16 protein-coding genes are annotated in these 16836 nt (G+C 70.8%); 13 read left to right on the forward strand and 3 right to left on the reverse strand.

The annotated features are described in order from the left end of the window. The first annotated feature begins 147 nt into the window (after positions 1-147). From ACWEFL_RS34010 to ACWEFL_RS34040, 7 genes are all read left to right on the forward strand, one after another. Complete coding sequence (locus ACWEFL_RS34010; RefSeq protein ID WP_451720504.1) at positions 148-1293, forward strand: CaiB/BaiF CoA transferase family protein; 1146 nt, start codon at positions 148-150, stop codon at positions 1291-1293. A gap of 608 nt (positions 1294-1901) precedes the next feature. After that, a complete protein-coding gene (locus ACWEFL_RS34015; protein WP_451720506.1) occupies positions 1902-2960 on the forward strand; it encodes a TIGR03617 family F420-dependent LLM class oxidoreductase in 1059 nt (352 codons plus the stop codon). 54 nt (positions 2961-3014) lie between these two features. Next, positions 3015-4229 (forward strand): TetR/AcrR family transcriptional regulator, encoded by a 1215-nt coding sequence (locus ACWEFL_RS34020; protein ID WP_451720509.1) that lies wholly within the window; start codon positions 3015-3017, stop codon positions 4227-4229. A gap of 502 nt (positions 4230-4731) precedes the next feature. Continuing rightward, on the forward strand, positions 4732-5517 hold the full coding sequence (locus ACWEFL_RS34025; RefSeq protein ID WP_451720511.1) for an ABC transporter ATP-binding protein: 786 nt from the start codon (positions 4732-4734) through the stop codon (positions 5515-5517). Between the two features lie 189 nt (positions 5518-5706). Further along, positions 5707-6573 (forward strand): ABC transporter permease, encoded by an 867-nt coding sequence (locus ACWEFL_RS34030; RefSeq protein WP_451720514.1) that lies wholly within the window; start codon positions 5707-5709, stop codon positions 6571-6573. A 132-nt stretch (positions 6574-6705) separates the two neighbouring features. Then, a complete protein-coding gene (locus ACWEFL_RS34035) occupies positions 6706-7734 on the forward strand; it encodes an ABC transporter substrate-binding protein (protein ID WP_451720517.1) in 1029 nt (342 codons plus the stop codon). Between the two features lie 756 nt (positions 7735-8490). Next, a complete protein-coding gene (locus ACWEFL_RS34040; RefSeq protein WP_451720520.1) occupies positions 8491-8859 on the forward strand; it encodes a hypothetical protein in 369 nt (122 codons plus the stop codon). Positions 8860-9128: 269 nt separating this feature from the next. On the opposite strand, the gene ACWEFL_RS34045 is transcribed toward ACWEFL_RS34040, so the two are convergent. Continuing rightward, entirely contained in the window at positions 9129-10070 is a 942-nt protein-coding gene (locus tag ACWEFL_RS34045) for a helix-turn-helix domain-containing protein (RefSeq protein ID WP_451720523.1), read from the reverse strand. Between the two features lie 245 nt (positions 10071-10315). On the opposite strand from ACWEFL_RS34045, the gene ACWEFL_RS34050 reads away from it, so the two are divergent. From ACWEFL_RS34050 to ACWEFL_RS34070, 5 genes are all read left to right on the forward strand, one after another. Continuing rightward, positions 10316-11380: an ABC transporter substrate-binding protein gene (locus tag ACWEFL_RS34050; protein ID WP_451720526.1), complete on the forward strand. Its 1065-nt coding sequence runs from the start codon at positions 10316-10318 to the stop codon at positions 11378-11380. Further along, positions 11377-12249 carry a siderophore-interacting protein gene (locus tag ACWEFL_RS34055; protein ID WP_451720529.1) on the forward strand — a complete coding sequence of 291 codons (873 nt, stop codon included), beginning with the start codon at positions 11377-11379 and terminating at the stop codon, positions 12247-12249. The genes ACWEFL_RS34050 and ACWEFL_RS34055 overlap by 4 nt, the downstream gene beginning before the upstream one ends. Further along, entirely contained in the window at positions 12239-13282 is a 1044-nt protein-coding gene (locus ACWEFL_RS34060; protein ID WP_451720532.1) for a FecCD family ABC transporter permease, read from the forward strand. Before ACWEFL_RS34055 ends, ACWEFL_RS34060 begins: the two co-directional genes overlap by 11 nt. Positions 13283-13295: 13 nt before the next feature. Then, entirely contained in the window at positions 13296-14408 is a 1113-nt protein-coding gene (locus tag ACWEFL_RS34065) for a FecCD family ABC transporter permease (RefSeq protein WP_451720535.1), read from the forward strand. 74 nt (positions 14409-14482) lie between these two features. Then, positions 14483-15253, forward strand: coding sequence for an ABC transporter ATP-binding protein (locus ACWEFL_RS34070; protein ID WP_451720604.1), 771 nt, complete (start codon positions 14483-14485; stop codon positions 15251-15253). Between the two features lie 663 nt (positions 15254-15916). Here ACWEFL_RS34070 and ACWEFL_RS34075 read toward each other — a convergent pair. Next, the gene (locus tag ACWEFL_RS34075; RefSeq protein WP_451720538.1) at positions 15917-16111 is read right to left on the reverse strand and encodes a helix-turn-helix transcriptional regulator; all 195 of its coding nucleotides are present in this window, start codon (positions 16109-16111) and stop codon (positions 15917-15919) included. Further along, complete coding sequence (locus ACWEFL_RS34080) at positions 16108-16524, reverse strand: hypothetical protein (protein ID WP_451720541.1); 417 nt, start codon at positions 16522-16524, stop codon at positions 16108-16110. Before ACWEFL_RS34080 ends, ACWEFL_RS34075 begins: the two co-directional genes overlap by 4 nt. Positions 16525-16629: 105 nt before the next feature. On the opposite strand from ACWEFL_RS34080, the gene ACWEFL_RS34085 reads away from it, so the two are divergent. Next, positions 16630-16821 carry a hypothetical protein gene (locus ACWEFL_RS34085; protein WP_451720544.1) on the forward strand — a complete coding sequence of 64 codons (192 nt, stop codon included), beginning with the start codon at positions 16630-16632 and terminating at the stop codon, positions 16819-16821. The last annotated feature ends 15 nt before the right edge of the window (positions 16822-16836 follow it).

Below are 16836 nucleotides of genomic sequence, written 5' to 3' on the forward strand. Positions count from 1 at the left end.
CCACCTGGCTTTCCCGCTTCAGCAACAGAACCGGTCTCGCCAGGTGGTACCGCAAGGGCAGGGTCTTCGTCGCCGGTGACGCGGCGCCCGTCGACGGCGGCGCTCTTCCCCACCCGTGGCGCGCACCTTCGCGAAAGAGTGATCGACATGCAGAGCCAGCTCCCGCTGACGGGCATCCGGATCGTCGACTTCGGACAGCTCATCGCCATCCCCGGCGCCACCCAGCAGCTCGCCGAACTCGGCGCCGACGTGATCAAGGTCGAACCGCCGCAGGGTGAGAAGTCCCGCGCGGCGGGCGGCAGCTACGGCGCCGCCATCCTCCGCGCCTACAACCGGGGCAAGCGCTCGGTCGTCCTCGACCTGAAGACCCCCGAGGGCGCGGAAGCGGCCCGCAGGCTCGCGCTGAGCGCCGACGTCGTCTGCCAGAACTCCCGCCCCGGCGCGATGGAGGGACTCGGCCTCGGCCCCGACGACATCCGACGCGCCAACCCCCGTGTGATCTACGCATCCGTCACCGGCTTCGGCGATCGCGGTCCCTCCGCCCGCAGGGCCGGACTCGACATCGCCGCACAGGCCGAGAGCGGGATGATGTCCGTGACCGGCGAGGCCGACGGCGAACCCCAGCGCGTCGGCTTTCCCGTCGTCGACCACGCCACCGCCACCTTTGTCGCCCAGGCCATCCTCGCCGCTCTGTTCCGCCGCGAACGCACAGGCGAGGGCGACCGCATCGACGTCTCCCTCCTCGCCGTAGCCGTCCACCTCCAGAGTTCCAGCTGGACCGAGTACGGCGTCTCCGGCGTGCCCCCCGTCCGCAAGGGCAACGGCCAGCCCATGGTCTGCCCCGCGGCCGAGGTCATCACCACCGCCGACGGCTCCATCGTGCTCTCCGCCTACCAGCCCGACCACTTCACCCGCCTGTGCGACCTCATCGGCCGCCCCGACCTCGCCACCGACCCCCGCTTCGCCGACAACACGGCCCGGGTCGCCAACCGCTCCGCCCTGCTCAAGGAACTCTCCGACGCCCTCTCGGGCAAGAGCACCGAGGAATGCGTCGCCGAACTGGTCGCCGCCGGGCTCGTCGCGGGAGCCATCCGCGGCTACGAGCAGGTCGTCGCCGCAGCCGACGTGACGGCGAACGCCCTCTTCGCCGAGGCCGTCACCGAAACCGGCGAAGCCTTCCAGGTCCCGGCGCTGCCGTTCCGCAGCGAAACCTGGGACCGGGGCGCCGCCTCCGGCCGCATCCCCGCCGCGGGGGAGCACACCGCCCAGGTCCTGGCCGAACTCCGGGACTGACGGGACACGGCGAGGGTGACCCCGGCGCGGATCCGCGGCCCGAGGGGAGAAGGCGGCCGGTCCCGCGCGGACCGGCGGCCCGTCCCGTCCCGGCGGGCCTCACCGGCTCAAGCCGCGAGGACGGGGGCCGTCCTCGCGGTCCTGCCGGCCTCCTTCCCGGCCGTCACCGGTCGCGGGAGAAGGCCGGCGCACCGCGATGGTCCTGCCGCGGCGCGAGGACGCCCGGCCGGTGGACCGGTCGGCCCGAGACCGCCGGAGAGCCCGACGGAGGTGAACGCGGTGCTGAGCACGGCGGTGTCCGCCGCGTGGCGCAGACCGCGGGCGAGGGCCTCAATCCGCCACCGGCGCGACCGCCCCTGACCACGGGCTTGAATCTCCAGGGGGCGCGGGCCGTCCACGTCCTTGCGATGACGAACAGAGGAGCCATATGAAGCTAGCTTCTGTTCACTGTCATGTTGCAGAGCATATGATCCAAGGCTTGCAGTCCAGATTCAGGCAAGGAAATATTCACTTCACCTCGGGTGCGACCCGGCTGAGCCGGGTCGCGGGGGCCCGCCCCTCGCGCCCCGCCGCGACCCGTGGGCTTCATCCACAGGAAGGTTCTCCTCATGACACCCGCACCGTCCGTCCAGCCGACGGAACTGAGGACCGACATCGTCTACAGCGGACCTCCCGAGGGCGCGGCCGCGGCGGCCGCGCGGGCGGAGAAGGGTGGTGCGGACGGAGTGTTCTTCACCGAGACCGCCCACGACGTCTTCATCGGCCTCGCGCTGGCCGCCGGCGCGACCACCCGTGTCACTCTCGGGACCTCCGTGGCGATCGCCTTCGCCCGCACACCGATGACTCTGGCGCAGAGCGCGTTCGACATCCAGCGACTGTCGGAGGGCCGCGCGGCCATCGGCCTGGGCTCGCAGATCAAGCCGCACATCACCCGCCGCTACAGCATGCCGTGGTCCGCTCCGGCGGCCCGGATGCGGGAGTTCGTGCTGGCCACGCGGGCCATCTGGCACAGCTGGCAGACGGGAGACGCACTCGCGTTCTCCGGCGACTTCTACACCCACGACCTGATGACGCCCATCTTCGATCCCGGTCCGCTCCCGAAGGGAGCGCCTCCGGTGTGGATCGCGGGTGTCGGACCCCTGATGACCGCGACCGCGGGAGAGGTGGCCGACGGGATGATCTGCCACCCGATGTCCTCGCCCGACTACCTCCGCGAGGTCACCCTGCCCGCGGTGCGCGAGGGGCGGGCCAGGGCCGAGGCCGCCGGCGAGCGGTGGACGGACACCCCCTTCACGTTGTCGGGGACGGCCATGGTCGCCACGGGGCGCACCGAGGAGGAGTACGCGAAGGCGCTGGCCGCGATGCGTGAGCGCCTCGCCTTCTACGGCTCGACCCCCGCCTATGCGGGGGTGCTGGAGCAGCACGGCTGGGGCGGCCTCCAGCCCGAGCTGAACGCCCTGTCCAAGCAGGGACGCTGGAAGGAGATGGGGAACCTGATCGACGACGACGTGCTCAACGCCTTCAGCGTGGTGTCCGAGGACCCGGCCGCGGCCGGACGCGAGATCAGGAAGCGGTACACGGGACTGCTGAGCCGGGTCAACGTCGTTCTGCCGTACGAGCCCGACGCGGACCTCGCCTTCGAGGTGCTCGATGCAGTGCGGTCCTGAGCGGGGCCGCGGAGCGGGAGCGGTGCCGGGCACAAGGCCCGTAGGATGGCGCGGATGACCACGAAGAGCGCCCGCCCGGCCCGCCGTCCGGCCGATCGCAAAGCGCAGATCCTGGCCGCGGCCGTCACCCGGTTCCACGAGTTCGGATACGGCGCGACGAGCATGGAGGACATCGCCCGGGCCGTGGGCATCACACCCGGAGCCCTGTACCGGCACTTCCGCAACAAGAACGAACTGCTGCTCAGGGCGCTGCTGAAGGGACTGGAGCAACTCGGGCACGTCGTGGAACGCTCCGAGGGTCTTGAGGGGGCGCTGCGTGCCTCGGGGGGCTTCTTCCTCGACCACGAGGGCCTCCCCCTGCTGTGGGACCGGGAGATCTCACTGCTACCGGAGGAACAGCAGGACCTCGTACGGGAACAGGCGCGCGCGGTGACCTGCATGGTGGCGGCCCGGCTGCGGCTGTCCCGTCCGGAGCTGTCCGAACGGGACAGCCGCGTCGTGGCGCGGGCGGCCCTGTCCGTCCTGGCCAGTCCGTCGTACCACCACACCAGGCTGCCCCGGCCGCGGATGGAGGCCCTGCTGTACGAACAGGGTCTGTCGGTGTGCCGGACGCCCGTCACACAGGGCCCGGACGGCGCCGCCCTCCTGCTGCCGGACAGCGGCATCCCGCTGCCGGACGGCCACGGGATGACGCCGCTCTCACGCCGGGAGGCTCTGCTCATGGCGGGCGCCCGGCTGTTCTCCGAACGCGGCTACCAGTCCGTGAACATGGAGCAGATCGGCGCCGCCGCGGGCATCGCGGGCCCCAGCATCTACAAGCACTTCGCCCGGAAGTCGGATCTGCTGGCCGCCGTGCTGCACCGTGAGAGCGAAGTGCTGCACTTGGCGCTGACCTGGTCCATCATTCACAGTTCCACCCCGGAGGAGGCCCTGGAGCGGCTGGTGCGGACGTTCGTCACCGTCCTCGGGATGCTCCGCGGGTCCATGGGGCTCTCGGTGACCGGCTCCTCCGAACTCGCGGGCGAGCAGGCGCACGAACTGCGCCGGGCCCAGCAGGAGTACGTGGCCGAGTGGACCACCCTGCTCAAGGCGGCCCGGCCCGACCTGAAGGACGTGGACGCCCGCGTCACCGTCCTGTCCGCGTTCACTCTGATCAGAAACCTGACCCTGGTCCCCCGGGGGAGGCGGGCCGTCCATACGGTGACCACGGTGGAACTGGCCCTCGGGGCGCTGCTTCCGGGCGCCGCCGGGCCCGCCGCGACCCCCTGACCGCCGACCCGGTGCGGCGACCGTCACGGCCGGGCGCTGGTCCCGCCCGGCCGCACAGGCTTCCTGACAGTCCTTCAGGAAGTGAAATCTACACAAGGCGATGACGGGCAGAGCCGCCCGCAGATCGGCTTTCCCGCAGGCTCACACCACCGGGGCAGGGCCGGGCTCCCGTCGACCGCACCTCATCGAGACGCCATTGACCTGTGCCTATGAGGCAACGTCAGGCACCTGACGGAGCGACCTTCTCCGTCCGGCGACACACCGCGCCATCCGGGCCGGATACCGGCCGCCACTCCCCGGAAAGAGTCAATGGACATCACATTCTTTCCAATAAGGAAGAGAATATTTACTTAAGGCTTGTATCCGAGGATCTGGAGTGCTTCACTTCACCTGCGGCTCAAGGTCGCGGACCGGTCTGGGTGACCTTTCGAGCGCCGGCCTTCGGCACACCGGCCGGACGGCGGGCCGCTTCCCTCCAGCACATGAGTTTCCGGAGAGTTCCATGACTGTGCAGCCCAAGATCTCCTTCGACGCCGTGTCCCACCGTTACGGCGGGAACAGCGATGTGCTGGCCACGGACGACGTCCATCTGAGCATCAGGCCCGGTGAGTTCGTGGCCCTGGTCGGCCCTTCCGGGTGCGGCAAGACCACGCTGCTCAACATGGTGGCGGGGCTCGTCCAGCCCTCGGACGGAACGGTTCGTCTCGAAGGAACAGACGTGACCGAGGTTCCCGAGGGACTGGGATTCATGATGGCCCGCGACGCCCTGCTGCCGTGGCGGACGGCGCAGGGCAACGTCGCATTCGCTCTGGAGACCAAGGTGTCCTCGCGTGCCGAGCGCGCCTCCAGGTCGCGGGACGCGCTGGCCCGGGTGGGACTGTCGGGATTCGAGGACCACTATCCGTCCCAGTTGTCCCAGGGCATGCGGCAGCGGGTCGCGATCGCGCGGACGCTGGTGGCCGAGCCGCAGTTGATCCTGATGGACGAGCCGTTCGCGGCGCTGGACGCCCAGACCCGGGTACTGGTGCACGAGCAGTTCCTGAGCCTGTGGGAGAAGACCGGCTCCACGGTCGTCATGGTCACCCACGACCTGGTGGAGGGCATCACGCTCTCCGACCGCGTCGTCGTGATGTCCGCGCGGCCCGGCCGCATCAAGGAGGACATCACCGTCCCCTTCGAACGCCCCCGCGACGTCGAGGAACTCCAGACCACCCCGGAGTTCCAGGCCATCCACGCCCAGCTGTGGAGCTCGATCCGCGACGAGCTCCAGAGCCTCACCACCAACTGATCCGCTCGCGCCCCGGGCACCCCCGGGGCAAGCGGAACGGCACCGCCCCGCCGGACGTGCCTCACCCGGCACTGCGAACGGCACGGCACGGTCACCCACGCCCGAGGGCACCCCGTATCACCGCCCGACCCCGCAGAACTCTCACCCGCCCTCAACCGCCCAGCCCCCTCGCAGCAATAGGGAAGCCCGATGAAGCAGACCACCGCGCCCGCACCCGTGAAAGAGACGCCCGGCACGACCTCCCCCGCCCGCACCAAGACCCGCACCGCCGGCAGGAAGCGGCAGGCGCCCTGGAGCGGCCCCCGCATGCTGGCGTACCAGACCCTCCTGGTGGCGGTGGTGCTCGGACTGTGGCAGACGGCCTCCAAGACCAAGCTCGTGGACCCGGACTTCCTGCCGGCCCCCACCGACATCGCCTCCTGGCTGGGGGATGTCTTCGGCGACGGCTCGATCTGGCCGCATCTGGCCTCCACGAGCCTCGCCATGGCGATCGCCTTCGTCATCGGCTCGGGCGCGGGCATTGTGGTCGGCGGACTCTTCGGCCGGTACGAGAAGCTCTCCGCCCTGGTCAGCCCGCTGGTGCTGTTCCTGAACGCGATCCCGCGCGTCGCCCTCGCCCCGCTGTTCGTGCTCTACCTCGGCATCTCCATCTGGTCGCGGGTCGCCGTCGGTGTCAGCATCATCTTCTTCGTCCTTCTCCTCAACACCCTCGCCGGACTCCGCGCCGTCGACGCCGACCTCGTCAAACTCGCCAAGCTGCTGCGGGTCCCGGCCCGGCAGGCGTTCTGGAAGGTCTCCTTCCCCGCGGCGGTCCCCGCCATCTTCGCCGGGCTCAAGCTCGCCGCCGTGTACGCGCTCCTCGGCGTCGTCGTCGGCGAGATGGTCGCCTCCGAGGACGGTCTCGGCCAGCTCATCGTCTTCCACAGCAACACCTTCGACCTGCCCGGGGTCTTCGGCGCGCTGATCATCCTCGCCTCGCTCGCGACCGTCCTCACCATGATCATGAACTTCGCGGAGCGCCGCCTCCTCGCCTGGCAGCAGCAGGGCAACGGCTGAATCCGGCGCTGCACCGCGAACACCGTTCTCGCGACCGCGGAAGCCTCCGTCCCCGGGGCCGGGGTTCCCGGCCGGGACCGATCCGCAGGGCATCATCTCGACCTGCTCGACCACCACGCAAAGGGCACACTCATGAAAGCCATTCGCAGCTGGGCGGGAGCCGCCGCCGCGGCCACCCTGCTCCTGACCACCGCTTGCAGCTCGGACTCGGGCTCGTCGGACGGCCGGACGACGATCCGCGTCGCCATGCTCCCGGGCAGCAGCCAGGCCATCACGGAGATCATCGCCGAGTCGCAGGGCATGTTCAAAAAGGCCGGCCTCAAGGTCGAGACCGTGAACATCAAAAGCGGACCGGAGGCCACGACCCTGCTGATCGCAGGAGACGTCGACATCACCCCGACCGTCACCTCGACCGTTCTGCCGGCCATCGACCGCGTCGAGATCGTGGCGGGCCAGGCGAAGAACATCGGCAGTGAGCTGGTCCGACGCAAGGGGTACGAGGACGCCGCCGCCGAGAAGCCGTATCCGCAGAACCTGGCGGGCATGGCGGGCGCCAAGGTCGGCGTGGCGGCGATCGGCGGATACTTCCAGATCCTGACCGAGCAGATGTACCGCGAGGCCGGGGTCGACCCCGCCAAGGTCAAGTTCATCGGCGTCGGCGGGGGGCAGACCCAGATGGGTGCCCTGTCCTCGGGCCAGGTCGACGTCACCATCGCCAACCCCATCGTCACCACCTCCCTGGTCAACTCCGGCAAGGCCGAACTCCTGGTGAGGACCCGGGACGTCCCCTCCATCAAGAACTTCCCGGAGGCCGTCTACGTGACCAAGCGCGGCCTCTCGGACGAGAAGCGGGCCGACCTCGCGAAGTACCTGGGGGCGATCGAGGAGGCCATCGCCTGGTCCAAGGACCCCGCCAACCAGCAGGCGTTCGCGGCCGACGTCGCCAAGGCGTTCGGATTCAAGGACAAGGACACGGCGAAGATCGTCAGCCAGATCTTCGCGCCGGACCAGGGCAATCAGATCGGCCAGTTCGGCCTGGGGATCGAGAAGTCCGGCTTCGACGCCCTCTCCGCCTTCATGCTGGAGAACAAGCTGATCAAGAAGCCGGTCACCTACGAGCAGGCCGTCAAGACCATCACACCGGTCAAGCCTGCCGGGTAATCCACGGAAGAAGGCAGCGGGCGGTGTCCGGGCGCACGAGACGTGCCCGGACTTCGACCCCGAGTACAGGCGTTCGCCGAGTCCCTGCTGCGAGCACATGAGCGGGCCCGGAGGGCCGGCACGCTGCCTCGCATCGACAGCACCATCGACGCGGCCCTGGCCATCGTCCGCGCCCCCGCCCGCTTCCTGACCAGCACCCGCGAGAAGCAGGACCGGTCTCTGACCGATGTCCACAACATCGAGGCATTCCTGGCGGCCATACCCAAAACCCGCAAGCGCCGGCCGACCGTGCTGCGGCAGTACTTCCGCTTCGCTCGATCCCGCAAGGTCGTACCCGTCGACCCCACCCGTCGAGTCAAGGCCATAGGAAGTACCGATGTCAGCGGGCCGACCTCGATGATCACGGCCGTGCCGACAACCGGCCTGCCCTCGTACATGGTGATCACGTCGCCAGGCTGGACATGGCGACACCGTTCGGGGCTGAGGGGTGCCAAACGGACCGCAGCGCTTTCTCCCGGTGCCAGGCCGGGCGCACCCTCCACCCACAGTCGCGCAACATTCACTGCCTGCCCGCCATCGGGCGCCCGGTTGCCGTGTTTGATGCGGTTGAAGACGGCCGAGTTGGTCAGGCTTTGGGTCTTTCACCGTCCAGTTGGGAGACCCGCCGTCCCCGCTGCCGGAGCCCGTCGCCGATCTGATGCGGGCCTACATCCAGTCCCGTCAGCACCTGCCCTACGCCAGCAGCAGGAGCTCGCAGTGGCTTTTCCCTGGCCGTCAGTGCCGGTCCTGCCCTACTCCGGGCGCTGTCCGGCGTGCTCAGAGGCGATCGGTCCGAGCCCGCTCGTGCCGGAGGCGGCGGCCGCGTTCGCGTTCGCCGCCGTCGCGGTGGGCGGGGCGGGTGGCTGGTTCGCCGCCGCTCAGTACTGCGTGGCCGCCTGCGGGGTCGCACTGGCGCTGATCGACCTCGCCGTGCAACGGCTCCCCGACGTCCTCACCCTTCCTGCCTGCGGCGGGACGTTCATCCTGCTCACCGCAGCCGCGGTGACGGGCGAGCCCGGGAGCCTGGGGCGCGCGGCGGCCGCCGCTCCGGGTGACGTCGCCGCCGAGGTCGAGGTGCTGTCGTAGGGTGCTCGGCCCGCGCCAGACTCCCTACGGCCTCGGCCCGGGCGCCGGCCCGGATGAGCAGCCCAGGCTTACGCACGGTGCGTGCCTGCTCCGCCCGCCTTCGCGGTGCCAGTGTCGACGCGTGGGAGCGTCTCGCCCCTACCAGCTCGGTCTGTACCGCTCGACGGGACGGAGTGGTGCGTTGGCCACCGCTCGGGCGGCATGCGAAGGCCCGGAAACAGCTGTGTCGAGGTCGCCGCGCTGGCGCACGGAGTCGGCATCGACGACTCCTAGGACGAGAGGGGTCCCGCCCTCGTTGTGCCGACCGCGTCAGGGAGCGGCTTCGCGGTGTTCGCGGGTGAGCGCGCCTCCGGCTGAACCACTGCGGGGGAATCCGGGGTCAGGTCGCCGACCCGGCCCTTCTCGCTGTGCGGTGCCCGGATGTACCGGCCGGGGGTCATGCCGTACTCCTTGGCGAACGCCATCACGAAGGCGGAGGGGCTCGCGTACCCGACCCGGTGGGCGACCGTGGTCACCGGCTCGGTCCCCAGCAGTACTCGGGCGGCCCGCAGCCGCAGCCGCGTGCGCCAGCGGGTGTACGGCATCCCGAATTCGCGCCGGAAATCGCGCTGGAGGGTCTTGGGGCCGATGTGCAGCCGTGCGGCCCACTCGTCGAGCCGGGTGGCGGAGCCGGGATCGTGCGCCATCAGCCGCGCCACGCTCAGCGCGTACCCCCGTCCCGGCGTCCCCGGGGCGGTGGGCTCCTCGGGAGAAGGACGCAGGTCCCGCAGGATCTCCTCCCGAGCGAGCAGCGCGTCGTCCTCCGGGTACCCGGGCGCGGCGACGGCCCGGATGAGCCGGGCGGCCTCCGCGCCGACGGACACCGGGCCGATCCGCAGCTCCGCCAGGTTCCGCGGCACCTGGCGCAGGCAGATGCGGTAGACGGTCTGCCGGTCGCCGACGCGGACCTCGTGGTGCACGGCGCGCTCCGACCAGAACGCCTCCTGCGGGCCGACGAAAGCACTCCGGCCGCCGTACACGGTCGACATCACCCCGTCGGGGGACCAGTAGAGCTGGTGGACGAAGTCCTGGCGGATCGCGCCGAAGTCCAGCGGGGCGGCCGAGCGGTAGCGCAGGACCAGGATTCCGGACGGGTGGCCGAGGCCGTAGCCGTATTCGTCGCACCGGACCGGGTCCGCGCCGCCGGGTGCGCTGACCGAGGAGCCGGCCACCGGCGGAACCGGCGCGGTCGGGGCGCCTCCCGTCCGCCCCGGCGGCGGGAGGCCGTTCACCGCCGGCCTCGGGTGCGGGTACCGGGCGAACGGGGCTCCGGCGGCCGACGATCCGGTGAGGGGTGTCCGCTGAACGACATGAAGTGACCTCTCATCGACATCACAGGGAAGTGAAGTAAGGCTAACCTAATCAAGTCGCCCGCCGCTTCGGGCGCCCACCCTTGTGCACCCTAAGGAAATCCCCCATGTCCCCTCGTACTTCCCGGGTTTCCCGTGCGTCCCACGGTCCCCGGCCTTCCCGCAGATCGGCCGCTGCCGCGCTGACCTTCGCCCTCGCCCTGCTCACAGGCTGCGGCACGTCCGAACAGTCCCCCGGTTCCGGTTCGGCTTCGGGTTCCGGGAAGTCCGGCGGCGGGAGCGGGACCCGGGTGTTCGCCGCCGACAACGGCGAGGTGAGGATCCCGGTCGCGCCCGAGCGGGTCGTCGCCACCGGGTACGCCGTCCCCGTCCTGATCGAGGCCGGCGCCCCGCTCGTCGGCATCTCCACCTGGGAGCGCGGTCTGGCCATGATGGACAAGGACGACCTCGCCACCTACAAGGGACTGAAGAAGGTCGCCGGCGCCATGGCCGCGGAGACCAACTACGAGGCCATCGCTTCCGCCAAGCCGGATCTGATCGTCATCGGCGTACCGAAGCCCGTACTCGCCGACATCGACCTCAAGCGGCTTGAGTCCATCGCCCCCGTCGTAGCCGTCGGCCCGACCGTCCCCTCCGCCTGGCGCGAACTCTCCCGCAAGCAGGCGGACGCGGCCGGCCGGCTCGGCGACTTCGAGAAGGCCCGCCAGACATACGAGAAGAAGGCGGGCGAGCTGCGCGCCAAGTACGCCGACGCCCTCAAGGGAGTCGACTTCGGTCACGTCGGCGCCTACGGCGAAGCCTCCAAGGGCAACTTCCAGCGCGAGTTCGCCTCCTCCTGGGGCACCAACATCGCCCAGGACATCGGCGTGGACTACTACGGCGAGGTGAAGGAGAAGGGCAAGGGCGCGCTCGCCGTCCAGGAGTACCCCTCCATCGAGCAACTGCCCGCGAGCCTCGGCGAGGCGGACGCCATCACCTACACCGTCGAGGACGACGGCACGGTGAGCGACATGGTCCAGTACGTCCTCGACTCCGCACTGTGGAAGAAGCTGCCCGCGGTCAAGGCGGGCAAGGTCTTCCCCCTCCGGTACACGGAGGCGGCCACGTACTCCTCGGCCCTGCTCACGCTGGACGCCGTCGACAAGGCGCTCGCGCCGCTGCTCGCCCGATGAGCGGGGACACCGCCGCCGGGCGACGCGGCGCGCGCACCGGGCACAGCGACCGGGCCGCCGAACGGCTCGCCGCACCACGCCTGGTCGCGGACCACCACCGCACCGGCACCGGCGTCGCACGCATCGGCTACCCGATCGGCATCCGCACCGTCGAGGTGCTCCGCAAGGAGTACGTGACCGCGCGCATGATCCGCCTCACCGTCGGCGGCCCCGGTCTCGACGGCTTCCACACCTACCAGGCGGACGACCACGTCAGGATCATCCTCCCCGGCCCGGACGGCGCCATGGTGCTGCCGACCCCCAACGCGGAGCTGACCCTCGACTGGCATCGACCGCTGCCGACGTCGCGGAAGTACACCGTCCGCCGGTTCGACGCGGCGGCCCGGGAACTCGACCTCGACTTCGTGGTTCACCCGGGCGGGGCAGCCTCCGCATGGATCCTGACGGCCCGCCCCGGCGATCCGGTCGCCATCGCCGGACCACCCGGCGCCAAGGCTTTCGCCCTCACCTACGACCACTACGTCTTCGCGGTCGACGCGACCGCCCTGCCGGCCGCCGCGCGCTGGCTGGAGGAGTCGCCGCCCGACGTCCGCGCCCATCTGGTGATCGAGACCGGGCACGCCGAAGAGCACGGCTACCCGCTGGCCGGACGCGAGGGCGTGCAGATCGTCCGCCTGGTGCGCGACAAGGATCGCGGCTCCCTGCTGGCGGCAACGGTTCAGGCGCTCGACCTCCCGGCGACGGGGGTGTTCCTCTTCGCGGCGGGCGAGGCCGACGACATCCGGCCGCTGCGCGCCTGGTCCCGGGGCCGGGCCGACGCGCTGTTCACCGGGTACTGGAAGCGCGGGGTCGCCGACCTTGACGACTGAACCGGCTGCCGGTTCAGCGCACGCTCCCGGCGACCGCGCGCCCGGTCCGCGTGGCGGCCGGTCGCGGGCCGCGCCGCTGCTCGCCGCCGCCGTCCTGCTGCTGGCCGTCGTGGTCGCGAGCCTCGGTATCGGCTCCCGGATGATCGCGCCCGCCGAGGTCTGGCGCGCCGTCACCTCCTACGGCGGCACCGACGCCCAGACCATCGTGCGCGATATCCGGGTGCCCCGGACCGTGCTCGGCGTCTGCGCGGGCGCGGCACTCGCCGTCGCGGGCGCGCTGATGCAGACGCTGACCCGCAATCCGCTGGCCGAGCCCGGCCTGCTCGGCGTCACCTCGGGCGCGGGTTTCGCCGTCACGCTCGGCACGGTCCTCGGCCTCGCGGGCTCCCAGGCGGCGACGCTCGTCCTCGCCCTGCTCGGCGCGTTCCTCGCGGCCGTCCTGGTCCACGCCGTCGGGCGGACCTCACCGCTGCGGCTGGTCCTGGCGGGCGTCGCCTTCAGCGCGGTGGTCGGCGGAGTCTCGCTCGGGCTGCGGCTCACGCTGCCAGACACCTTCGACCGCTTCCGCTTCTGGTCGGTCGGCTCCCTGGCGGGCCGTGAACAACTCCCGCTCACCCTGCCGCTGCTCGCCATCGCCGCCGCCCTGGTCTGCGCGCTGGCGCTGGCGGGCGTGCTGAACGCGCTGGCGCTCGGCGAGGACGTCGCCCACGCCCTCGGCATCCATGTCGTACGGTCCCGGCTCGCCGTACTCGCCGTCATCACCCTGCTCGCGGGCACCGCGACGGCCGTCGCCGGGCCGATCGCCTTCCTGGGCCTGATGGTTCCCCATCTGGTCCGCCGGGCCGCCGGCGGCTCGGTGCCCTGGCTGCTGGCGTACTCCATGGTGCTGGGCCCGGTGCTGCTGCTGGTCTCCGACATCGCGGCACGGCTCCTGCTGACGACCGGGGAGGTGCCGGTCGCCGTAGTGACGGCCTTCACCGGAGCGCCGGTGCTCATCTGGACCATCCACCGCTACGGTGCCTCGACCCTGTGAAGGAGGCCGGCCCATGACCGCCCTCGCCGGCACTTCGGCCGACACACCCCCCGGAATCCCGGACGGCGCGTCCACTCCCCCGGACGGCCGGGCCCGCCCGCCGCGCTCCGGGACACGCCGCGCACGCCGGGCGCTCACGGCGCTCGGACTCGAACCGCGCACCGCCGCCGGCTGCGCCGTACTCCTCGCCCTGCTGCTGCTCCTCGCCGTCACCGGCCTCGCCCGGGGCGACGACTGGAGCACCCCGGGCCAGGTGCTGAGCGCCCTGGCGGGCCGGGGCGACGAGGCGGTCGTCGTACGGGAGTGGCGGCTGCCCCGGGTCGCCGGCGCGGTGGTCTTCGGCGCGCTGCTCGGCGGCGCCGGCGCGGTCTTCCAGAACCTCACCCGCAACGCGCTCGGCAGCCCCGACGTCATCGGGCTGGACGCGGGCGCCTACACCGGAGCGTTGTTCTCCATCACCGTCCTCGGCGGAACGGCGACGCAGCTCGCCCTGGGCTCGATCGCGGGCGGACTGCTGGCCGCGGGCGCCGTCTTCCTCCTCTCGGTACGGGCCGGGCTCGACGGGATGCGGCTGATCGTCGTCGGCATCGCCGTCAACGCCATGCTGATCGCCCTGAACTCGTGGATCGTGCTGCGGGCCGATCTGGACGTGGCGTTCGCCGCGTCGGGCTGGAGCGCGGGCTCCCTCAACGGCATCGGCTGGGACGATCTCGCACTGCCGCTGGCCGTAGCCTCGGGTCTCGCCGTACTGCTCGCGCTCTTGGCGCGCGCGATGCACCAGAGCGCGCTCGGCGACGAGATCGCGGTCGCCTCGGGCGTGGGCCTGACCCGCCACCGGCTGCTGATGGTCGGGGCCGGTGTCGGCTGCACGGCCACGGTCACCGCCGTCACCGGGCCGATCGCGTTCATCGCGCTGGCCGCGCCGCAGATCGGCCGCCGGGTCACGGCGGCACCCGGCGTGCCGCTGCTGCCCGCCGCGCTGACGGGCGCGGTCCTGCTGCTTGCCGCCGATCTTCTCGCGCAGACCTTGGCGGCCCCCATCGCGCTGCCGGTCGGCGCGGTGACGACCGCGATCGGCGGTCTGTATCTGATCCGGCTGCTCATCAAGGAAGTCAACCGACCGTGACCGACATCGCCCCCCGTACGACGGACCCCGCCACGACCGGTGCCGACTCGGGCGCCGCCCGCGAGGGGGCAGCCGTGCGCCTGGCCGCCCGGGACATCACCCTCGCCTACGGCGAACGGACCATCGCCGTCTCTCTCTCGCTCGGCGTGCCCGACGGCGCCTTCACCGCGATCGTCGGCGCCAACGCCTCCGGGAAGTCGACCCTGCTGCGGGCCTTCGTCCGGCTGCTCAAGCCGGCGGCGGGCTCCGTGGTCCTCGACGGCCGGCCGGTGGACGCGTACCGGCCCAAGGCGATCGCCCGCCACATCGGCTTCCTGCCGCAGGAGCTCTCCACCCCGGATAACCTGCTGGTGCGCCAGCTCGTCGCCCGGGGGCGCTTCCCGCACCGCTCCGCCCTCTCCGTCACCACGGCGGCCGACGAACACGCGATCGGGGAGGCGATGGCGGCGGCCGGGATCGCGGACCTGGCACAGCGACCGGTCGCCCAGCTCTCCGGCGGCCAGCGGCAGCGGGTGTGGATCGCGATGGTGCTGGCCCAGGAGACCCCGTACCTGCTGCTGGACGAGCCGACCACCTTCCTGGACCTGGCCCACCAGTACCAACTTCTCTCCCTGCTCGCCCGGTTGAGAGACGGCGGGCGGACCGTCGTCGCAGTGCTCCACGACATCAACCATGCCTGCCGGTTCGCCGACCACCTCGTGGCCATGAAGGACGGCCGGGTGTACGCGGAGGGCCCGCCCGGCGAGATCGTCGACGCGCCCCTGATCGAATCGGTGCTGGGCCTGCCCAGCATCGTCGTCCCCGACCCGGTGACCGGGACACCGATGGTGGTCCCGGTCACCTGAACCGCCTTCCGCCCGGCCGGTCCCCCACCCACGGGGCCCGGCCCGAGAGGCCCGCGGGCGGACGGTTCCGCCGGTGCGTGCCCGGGGTGCCGCGCCGGGCGGAGAACACCTGTCGGAGGAGAGATCTGAAGTGTCGTCCGCGGGGTGGTCAAGAAGGGTTGTGGCCACATACAGGAGATCTTCAGAGACCTGACAAGTCGTTCCGCAGAGAAACACCGAGGCTCTCACGCGATTTCCATGGGAATTGAGAAGTTCGAGGACTTCCCGGGACCGAAGGTGCGGACCGGGCGGCGATGGCGAGCAAGACCCTTCACCCTTGCGGACGGGCGGTGGGAATGACCCGATCCACCAGCTCTTTCAACCGTCCGTATTCGGCACTTCTTCTACCGGCCACCTCAAGAGGATCGATGGTCTCGAAGGTGTGAAGACCGGGGTGACCTGGAGAGCGGCTCGACCGGCGACACCGACCGGTCAACGGGTTCCGGGACCCTGGACTGCGGCACTCTCCCAGGCAGCGGCACCTTCACCGACCCGCTGCAACTCGGGGTCGTCAACGGCCCGGCGACCGCCCAGGACTGCCTGCCGCTGACAGTGAGATGCCCCGTCGAGCAGCGGCATCGAGGGTGCTCATCGCTACCCGCAGAGCCGAGGCGGCCTCCGGCGTCATTCGTCGTCGGTGAAGATGTCCTCGATCGTCATGTCGAACAGCCTGGCGAGACGGAACGCGACGGGCAGGCTCGGGTCGAACTTCCCCGTCTCGATCGCGTTGATCGACTGTCGTGACACACCGATGCGCTGAGCCAGGTCGGCTTGCGTCCAGGCGCGTTCGGCCCGGAGAGTCGCAATGCGGTTTCTCATCGGTACCTGATCCAGCCGACGACGAGAGCGATCAGGTAGGCGACTCCCAGGAGCGCGGGGAACAGTGCGATGTTGAGGTCGTAGGCGACGAGCCCGGCGGCGTCCGCGACGAGGTAGCCGAACCCGACAACCCAGCCCACTCCGAGGGCCACCCCGAGTGCATCCTGGATGATCTTGCGCCAAAGGTCGTCCAGCGCTCGGACAAAGCGGATGAAGGCGATGATCCAGGCGACGCCGGCGAGGACGTTGACGGCGACGGCGGCCCGGCTCGCCGTCTGCTGCCAGTCCCACACGAACTCGGGGCCGAACCTGGCCACGGCAAGTGTCGCCGCCCAGGCGGCGGTCCAGAGTGCAAGCTGAGCGGTTGCCTTGTTCCAGTCCCGATAGCTCGCGGTCTCATCGTCTTGTTGCACCGGGCCGCCTCCCTTCATCGCCGAGTCAAGCACACTTGACTCAAGCCCATCGAGTCAAGCACACTTGACATGATAGGTGATACACCCGCAGCCCAGGGAGACGCCATGGCCAGCTACAAGGTGGAGAACCAGTACATCAAGCACGGCTTCATCGACAACGCCGAGGACAAGATCGAGGAGACGATTCAGCCCGTCCTCGACGGCGGGACGGCGAACGGGTGGATTCTTCACTCATTCCAGGCCACGGCCGCGGCAAAGGGCACCAACCTCATATTCATCTGGGAACTGCCTGGCTGACGCCGGACCTTCCCG

Source organism: Streptomyces sp. NPDC004838, from assembly GCF_053600955.1.